This window comes from Allobosea sp. 67-29 (assembly GCF_001898115.1).
In the GTDB taxonomy this organism is placed as follows: Bacteria; Pseudomonadota; Alphaproteobacteria; order Rhizobiales; family Beijerinckiaceae; genus Allobosea.
Genome location: NZ_MKSQ01000026.1, coordinates 368,785 through 377,170 on the forward strand (window position 1 = coordinate 368,785; position 8,386 = coordinate 377,170).

At 67.2% G+C, this 8,386-nt stretch carries 6 protein-coding genes and 1 pseudogene; all 7 read right to left on the reverse strand.

What is annotated here, in order from left to right; translation table 11 throughout:
• Positions 1–87 precede the first annotated feature (87 nt).
• On the reverse strand, positions 88–1,548 hold the full coding sequence (locus BGO20_RS20825) for a polysaccharide pyruvyl transferase family protein (RefSeq protein ID WP_291659377.1): 1,461 nt from the start codon (positions 1,546–1,548) through the stop codon (positions 88–90).
• Entirely contained in the window at positions 1,545–2,726 is a 1,182-nt protein-coding gene (locus BGO20_RS20830) for a hypothetical protein (RefSeq protein ID WP_291659378.1), read from the reverse strand. Before BGO20_RS20830 ends, BGO20_RS20825 begins: the two co-directional genes overlap by 4 nt.
• Positions 2,723–3,901, reverse strand: coding sequence for a polysaccharide pyruvyl transferase family protein (locus BGO20_RS20835; RefSeq protein WP_291659379.1), 1,179 nt, complete (start codon positions 3,899–3,901; stop codon positions 2,723–2,725). Before BGO20_RS20835 ends, BGO20_RS20830 begins: the two co-directional genes overlap by 4 nt.
• Positions 3,902–3,933: 32 nt before the next feature.
• The gene (locus BGO20_RS20840; RefSeq protein ID WP_291659380.1) at positions 3,934–5,238 is read right to left on the reverse strand and encodes a glycosyltransferase family 4 protein; all 1,305 of its coding nucleotides are present in this window, start codon (positions 5,236–5,238) and stop codon (positions 3,934–3,936) included.
• A gap of 2 nt (positions 5,239–5,240) precedes the next feature.
• Positions 5,241–7,436: a glycosyltransferase family protein gene (locus BGO20_RS20845; RefSeq protein WP_291659381.1), complete on the reverse strand. Its 2,196-nt coding sequence runs from the start codon at positions 7,434–7,436 to the stop codon at positions 5,241–5,243.
• A 4-nt stretch (positions 7,437–7,440) separates the two neighbouring features.
• Entirely contained in the window at positions 7,441–8,208 is a 768-nt protein-coding gene (locus BGO20_RS20850) for a hypothetical protein (protein ID WP_291659382.1), read from the reverse strand.
• Positions 8,205–8,386, reverse strand: a pseudogene (locus BGO20_RS20855) (glycosyltransferase family 4 protein); the annotation flags it as partial. The pseudogene BGO20_RS20855 and the gene BGO20_RS20850, both read right to left, overlap by 4 nt.

Below are 8,386 nucleotides of genomic sequence, written 5' to 3' on the forward strand. Positions count from 1 at the left end.
TGCAGTCTTGGGCTCGAGACCTGCTGGACCTGTGAGGCCGAATATGGATCCGGGGCTGGCCGACCGTGATCCCGCCCCGGCCAGCCCTCACATCCGATGAGGAATCCCGTTCCGATCGAGGAAATTGCGCATCCGGTCGTAAGACCCGCCATAGCTCTTCGCGAGACCGTTCAGAGCCGCTTCCTGATAGACCGCACGCCAGCCGCCCTCGGCCAGGGCCGCTTCCGGCACGACCGGGATCTTCAGCGTCTCGGCCAGCTCCTGGCTGCGCGTGTCATAGGCGACGAGCACGCCGGGCACGCCATGCGCCACGGCCGGCAGCACGCCATGGACGCGATAGCCGACGGCAAGGTCCTGCGAGCGGGCGAAGGCGTCGTAATGCTCGACATCGAAGAAGGAGAAGAGCTGCTTCTCGTAGATCCGGCGCATCGCGGCATCGTCCGCCCCGCTCCACCAGCCGGTCCGCACGAATTCGGAAACCGCATTTTCCTTGGCCGCGGCATCGCGCAGGAAGAACGCCTTCTCCTCCTGCTCGCCATGCGAGGACATCACCATCTCGCTCTGGTCGTCGACCTTGAGGAGGGCGGCCTTCTGGTTGCGCAGATAGGCTTCCGGATCGGCGGTGTAGCTCTTGTCGGCCTCGCGACGCAGGCTGAACGCGACCTTGCGGATATCGCGCTGGTCGGGAACGCGGATCTGGAGGTCGCGATTGCGGGTCCGGAAGATCGAGGGACAGCCCACCACCTCGACATTGCGGATGCCGTTCTGCCGGAGCGTCTCGGCGCTGAAGGCGCCGCGCACGCCGATGGCGGCCGAACGTTCGGCCACGATCGACCAGAAGCGCCTCGAGGCCTCCGGCAATTCGATCCTACGGTTCTGGCTCGCCTGCGCGCCGACGCCGATGGCGTAGACCGGCAGCTTGACCTTCTCCAGCACCTCGACGGCGCGGAACCACTCCATGCTCTCATGGATGAAGTTCGAGCCGCGCACGAAGACGAAATCGAACTCGCTGGCATAGCGCGCGATATCGGCATCCGTCGGCGACATGATCTTCATCGGCTCCAGATGCGCGTAGTCGAGGAGCTTCAGCGTCGAGTCGTAGACGATCATGTCGCCGATGTTGAAATAGTCGCTGAGCAGCTTCTCCATCGGCGCGCGGTACCAGCGCACCTTGTCGTGGTCGTAGACCTCGCCGGCTGGATAGATCACCAGCGCCCGCAGCTTGGTCTCGGTCGGGATCGGGCGCAGGTTCGAGCCGGGGGCGAGCGTGCCCGTGGTCGCGTCGGCAACCGCGATCGAGCGGAGGCGTCCTTCTGGCAGACGCGGCAGCGGGATCGCCAGCTCCACGGCATCAGCTTCGCCCGTGACGATCGCGCCGGGTTGGATCGTGGCGTAATCCTGCCCGTCCAGTATCAGCTTGAGAGCTGGCCAGCCTCCATCCGGCCGGCGGCTGACGGAGACGACGACCTCGCCCGTGTTCGCCCGCAGGATTCTGGTGGCGGTATCCAGCGAAACGGTCGGGACCGGCGAGAGCACGGGCGCGTTCATGGGTCCTCCTTGACGAAACGAAGCTTCAGGCGGACCAGGTCGCGATCGGGGCCGACTTTGCAGCCCGTGACGTGCATCCGCGTCATGAACAGGTAGGCGGTGTCGCCTGTCGTCTGGAAATTCCGCGAGCGCGATTGCGGGTCGGCGATGGCGCCATAGGCGTAGCGCAGCCGGTCGCTGCAATCCTTGCTCCACATCGTTGGCTGCGTGAGAAGCGTCTGCAGCGGCGACCAGTGGATCAGGTCGTCGGACCAGCTATAGGCGACGCGCCCGCGCACGACGTTCTGGCGCGGGTCCGGGCCGAGATGGAACAGCGCGAGCCATTTCCCGCTCGCCTCATGCCGCGTGACGGAGCCGACCGTGGTCGGCAGCTCCTTGAGCGGCCGGCACGGCCGCGCCTGGCTCAGGTCATCGCGATAGGGATCGACGGCGGGAATGGTAAAATCCTGCCCGTCGAAGGCGCGCCACGTCGTCGGATCCTTGATATCCGTGGACCGGAACAGACAGACGCCGTTCTTCTGGCCCTCGCCGCCGGTGGTCGCGATCAGCGCATACCAGGCGCCGTCCTTCTGGACGATGTTCGACGGATTGAAGAAGCCGCGATGCCGGCCCTGATCGACATCCTGCCTGTAGGGCGGAGCCGCCACCAGGGGGCGCGGCTCATCGGTCCTGAAGCTGCGCCCGCCATCGCTCGACCTGGCGGCGGTAACGACGTTGTACCAGCAGCTCATCGCCTCCTTGAAACGGCAGGCTCCGGGATGCTTGTCGGCATGGTACTCGGCATGGATCAACGCCTGGACATGACGTCCGTCGTCGGTCCAGGTCGCGGCGATCCAGCTCTTGTCGCTGAACTCGCTCGGATCGGCGCTGTTCTTCGCCTCGAAGGAGACGGCGCAGCTCTTGCGAACCGAGGACAGGTCGGCGCCGATCAACGGGCGGCTGCGGTAATGGCTGGCGAAGGCGACGACCTCGCCCTTGTCGTCACGAAAGGCCCGAAGCGGTGCGTCCGGCAGGTCCCACTCCTCGCAGCGCTCGCGCGCCCAGGAGACGACTGTCTCCTCCTTGGCACCGGGCGCGACCTCGAGCCTGTAGCCCGGAGCCTGCGCCTGTGCAGCCAGAGGCGCCAGCAGCAGAAATGCCGCCGACAGGGCTGCGTTCAGGGTGTGGGCGCCGCTCATGCCACCTTCCGCTGCGGCTCCGCTGTGCGCGGAACCATCTTGTTGTCGACGCCGTTCTCGACGAGGAAGTCGCGCATCTGTCCGTAGACCTGGGCGTAAGCGGTATTGAAACGATCGAATCGCGCCTGGTCCCAGTAGTCCTCCAGCCGGAACTCCTGGCCGGCAAAGACATCCACGCTCGGAATCTTGAAGGTATCCGCGAACTCGACGGTACGGCTGTCATAGGTGAAGTAGATCGACGGCGTGCCATTGGCGAGCGCCATCAGATTGCCGTGCAGCCGGTAGCCGAGCACGAGATCGAGTCCGCGCACCAGCCGCTCGTACTCCGCGACGACGTCCGAATAGAACATGCGGCTCTGATAGAGATCCGCGACCTGCTCATCGAGATACCAGCTGGTCGCCCAGGCATTGTCCTCGAGCGCGGCCATGGCCGCGGCCTTCTGCTCGGGTGTGCCGAGGGCGAGCTTCTTTTCCTCGGCTTCGCCCTGCGACATCAGCGTGACCTCGAAGCGGTCCGCCATCGCCTTCACCAGATCGCGATGGAAGGTGAGGTAGCGCTGGATGTCCTGCGCATAGGTCTTCGAAACCTCGCGCCGCAGCGTGATGCCGGCCTTCTTGACCTGCTCGAGCGCGGGCAGGCGGATGGCAAGATTGGGATTGTTGTTCCGGAACGCGGTGGGGCAGCCGATGATGCGGACGTTCTTGATGCCGAGATCGTTCAGCACCTCGGCCGAATAGGTCCCACGCACGCCGAGCGAGGCCGTCGAATCCCCGATCAGCTTGAGGACCGTCTTGGTCGCCTCGCTCAGCTCCAGCGTGCCGCTGACCGGTGCCTGCGCGCCGATGCCGAACGCGATGACCGGAATTTTCAGCCGGCGCAGCACATCCGGAGCCTGAACCCAGTCCATCTCGGCATGGACGTAGTTCGAGCCACGCAGAAAGACATAGTCGTATTCGGCGTTCAGCCTGTCGATCATGGCCGGATCGACGCGATCGATCGGCAACTCGTCGAGCTTCTCGAAATTGAGCAGTTTCAGCGAGGAATCGAAGACGAAGGCATCACCGATGTTGTGATAATGGTCGATGTGGCTGGCGAGGTTGGCGTAGTCGTACCAGCGCACATTGTCGTGGTCGTAAACCTCCCCGGACGGGCTGATGACGAGGATGCGGGCCATGACTGGTCTCCCCTTGTTGTCTCGTTGTGGTGTCAGGCGATCATCGCCGCAGCATCGCGTCGCGCCGGCGCCGGCCGGCTGCGCTCGGCGATCAGGCGGCGATAGAGCGCGAGATGGGTCTCGGCGCATTCGCGATGGCTCATCGGCCGCGTGATGCCGCCGCGCAAGCGTTCCCAGAGCCCGGGTTCGGTCAGCGCGCGGGTCATGCAGTCGACGAGATCTTCCGGGCTGCCGGCGCGGAAATGCAGGCCATCGACCTCGTCCGTGATCTTCTCCGCCATGCCCCCGAGTTGGCTCGCCAGGATCGGGCGGCCATGGAAGAAGGCTTCCTGGATCACGATCGGCGAGTTCTCCCACCAGACGGATGGCATCACCACCCAGTCGACCGAGCGCATCAGGTTCGGCATCTCGTGGTTCTGGAACGCACCGCAGAAGCGCACGCGGCGGCCGGCGCTCTCCACCAGCTTCGCGAACTTGTCCTTGTAGGCCTGGGGCTGACGTTCGAGGTTGCCGCCATAGACCAGCAGGATCGCATCGTCGTCCCAGACCGAATCCGGGATGCGGGTCACGGCGTCGATCAGCACGTCGGCACCCTTGTAGGGCGTGAGCTGCCCGAAATAGGCGAAGCGCGAGCGACGCGTGCGCCCCTCCGGCAGGGAGCGCGGCGGGGCGGTGCTGGCGACGTCGATGCCGTTCTCGATCACCGAGAAGCGCTCCTCGGCGAGCCCCCAGTCGACATAGCGGTCGGCGAGAAAGCGGCTCGGCGAGACGAAATGGTCGGCAAGGCCGAGCATGCCCTTGATGAAGGTCTCGCGCGCCAGGAAGCGGGCCGGCGAGATGTCCGGGAAGCAGGCGTTGCAGTCGGTCGGCGAGGCCCGGTAGCAGAGCTTGAAGGCACCGGTCTTCACCATCTGGCCGTGGTGGTGGCAGATCGAGAGATATTCGTGGAAGGTCACCACGATCAGCGCGTCGGGCAATGCGTCGCGCACCGCGAACAGGCATTCGAGCCCAAGCCCGATGAAATGGTGGAAATGCACCACGTCCGGCTTCAGGTCGTGCAGCACGCGCACGAAGTCGCGGTCGATCTCTTCCGTTGCCCGGTTCGAGATCAGGAAGTGGTCGTAGTCCTCGGCGTAGTAGAGCAGTTCGCCGCCCCGCTGTCGCAGGCTCATCAGTGCCGTTCCCGCGTGGCGCGGCGTCGGCGCGCCGACGCGGGCGAGATAATGGGAATCGACGCCCTCGCCGGTCTGCAGCCCCTTGTGCAGGTTGTAGGACGCCACCTCCGCCCCGCCGAGCGAGAGCGAGGGATGGCCGTGCGATATCACCAGAACCCGCATCCTCAGCCTTTCATGTTGGAGATGGCGAGCGCCCAGCGCCGGTCGAAGCTGGTGCGGTCGGCGAGTTGCGCGAGCGCGCCGGCATGGGGTGTCGCGGTCTCCGCATCGTCGACGGCATAGACCTCGACATCGGGTACCCAGAGCGAGGGCGAGCCAGCCATTCGCAACTTGAGGCAGAGATCGAGCCCCTTCTCCGCCGTGGTGAAATAATTGCGCGCGAAGCCGCCGACCTCGATGAAGGCAGCGCGCGACAGGACGCAGCATTCGCTCGCACCGGCCGCGACCTCCATCGGCCCGAGATTGCCGACCGCATCGAGTGGATAGCCGACGAAGCGGTTGGCGATGCGCCGGCTCGCGCCCTCGCCTTCCAGCCAGGCGCCGGCCCAGCGGATGGAATCGTCCTCGAAGAGCAGCGTCGGGCTCGCGACGCATTGGCCGCCCCGTGCCCGGTAGGCCCGCTCGAGCCGACCGAGCCAGCCGGGCATGCGGATCTGCGCGGCGCCCGACAGCAAGGCGACCGTCTGGAAGCGACAGGCGCGCACGCCGGCCTCCAGAGCGTCGCAGGCATCCTCGACGCCCTCGACGGCCACGAGGCGCATCGACAGTCCATAGAAGCGCGCGAGCCGACGTGCCTCGGCCCCCACGCGATCGAAGCTTTCGGAGGGCGCGGCCAACACCATCGGCAGGGGCCGCGCCTCGGGATCCATCGCGAGCAGCGCGAACAGCGCCGATAATTCGCGATGGCGGTGATCAAGGCCGATGACGAGGCCGATCGCAGCCTCGGGATCGAAAGTCCCGACATCGAGGGTTTCCGCCGCGCGCGGCGGCGCGATCTCAGCTGCCTGGAGCGCAGGGGCGATCTGACGCTCGACCACCGCGTTGGCGGTGGAGGAGCGCGGATCGAGCAGGCCGAGCACGCGCTCCAGCGCGCGCCGCGCCGGCGCGCGATTCGACTCGAGCGGCAGAAAGGCCGGGCCCGTGCCCTGCACCTCGAAGGCGAGGTGAAGCGGTTGCCCCGCCTCCGGCAGGAGCTTGGGCGCAAAGACGATGAAGCCGTGATTGTTGCGCCGCGACGCCAGGGCCGGGCCGAAGCGCGGATCCTCCATGAAGGCGGCGGTCACGTCGGCACGCTGCACGCGTGTCCACAGGCGATCGACGGCGCAGGACTGGCTGCCGCTGCGCAGGGTGACGCTCCCCACCCGGCGTTCGGGGTCGAACAGCCAGCCGATGATCAGAACGCCGGTGTCCTCCACGATGGTCACCGCGTCGATGCCCGCCCGCACCGGTTCATCCAGCAGGCAGACGGTGTCGCGACCGTCGAAGCGCTGCGAGGCGCGCCGCAGCTTGTCCGCCGTCGCCGGAGGAGCGGTGCCGCGCTGCAATCCATCCCGCAGGTGCCCCGGCACGGTGACCGGCTCGAGCAGGACGTAGCGCTCGTAAACCTCCAGCGCGCGCCAGCCGTCGTTGCCGCGGAAGTAGAGGCGCTCGATCTCGCCCGGTCGCTGGGCGTGACTGTCTTCGAGCAGTCCGAAGAAGCCGCGGGCGCCCTCGCCGAGATCGTCGCGCTCGAAGGTCCCGGCTTCGAGATGGGCCGGCGACAGGCCGCCATGCGAGATCAGAAGCTTGGTGCGCCCGGCGGCGAAATGGGACGTCCAGCCCTGCAGGAAGATGCCGTCGCCCGCTCCCGCCTCGCCGAGCGCTCCCATCACCTCCACGAAACCGCCGGGCCGCGCGACCGTCTGCAGCAGCATCGCCACAGCGCGCAGACGGCGCGGATTGGGCGCACCGGTCAGCAGCACCTCCAGGAGCCCGTCGACGACGCTCGGGAAGGCCTGCCCTGCGTCGTCGCCCAGCTCGGAAAGGAAGGCCTGCAGTGGCTGCGGCTTCGGCGCCAGGATCAGCCGCAACGGGCGGCCGGGCCGTCCGATCAGCAATGCGCCGCCGCCGTTGTCGACGCTCGGTGCCGGCGCCAGGCACAGGAAGCCCGTGGCCGACGACGCATCGGCGCCGGGGCGGCGCCAGCTCAGCACCATGGTCTGGGCACGGTTGCGCGGGTTGCCGTCGACCGCGACCGGAACCTTGGCCGGGATGGCGTCGCAGGCGCTGCGGACGAGAATCGCGTTCTCGCCGAGCGGCGTCCAGGCTACGGTCGGCGCCGGCGCGACGGCTGTCCGCTCGGGGACGATGACCTCGCTCATCGTTTCAGCCTCCCCACAGCGTGACGGCCAGCGTGACGAAGGACATCGCGGCGGCGAGCGCAGAGAGGAAGCCGAGGATGACCGTCACCTGCCTTAGCGGCGCGCGCGCCTCCTTGCGGATCGCGGCCAATCTCTCGTCGAAGCCGCGCAGCGTGCCGTCGAAGCGCAGCTGGAAGACGTCGAGCTCTCCCAGCCGCCGCACGAGCTCGCTCTGCGCTTCGGCCTCCGCCTTGGTCGCCTCGGCGATCGCATTGTTCTCCTCGAGCCGGGCGGCGATGCGATCGAGCTTCTCGTTGAGTTCCTTCTGGGCGAGCTGGGCGCGGCGGCTGAGTGCGATCAACACCTCGACCTTGTCGAAGAAGCGCGCCAGCGGCACGGCGATCGCCGCCTCCGCGGCCAGTTCGTCCGCCGCCGGCAGCCGCAATTCCAGTTCTGAACCCGTCGCCGGCGAAACCCCGACGACGCTCAGACGGCCGCGGGCCGCGATCAGCCTGTCGTCCAGCTCCATCGAGAAGGCATGCCTGCCGTCGCCGATGCCGTTGCGGCGCAGGTCGATGCGGCTTTGATCGGCCAGGGCCTCGAGGGCGAGTTTGCCGTCGCAATAGAGCTTCACGACAATCGGCTGGTCGGGGCGGGCCTCATCCCAGATCCAGCCATGCAGCCGGTTGCCGTCGAGAGCATCAATCCGCCCGTTCAGCTTGGCCGGATCGGGCTTCGGCGCGTCGATCCGTGGCAGGCGGACCTCGTTGTCCTGATGTGTAGCCGTCGTCATGCGGCCTCCGCGAGCTTGAGGCTGTCGAAGAGAGCGAGATGCCGGTGGGCGCATTCGGCAAGCGAAGGCTGCTCGGGGATGCCATGGACGAGACGCTGCCAGAGCCCGGTCTCGTCCATCGCCCGGCGCAAGGCAGCGGCGAGAGCGGCGGGGTCGCCCGGGCGGACATGCAGCCCGT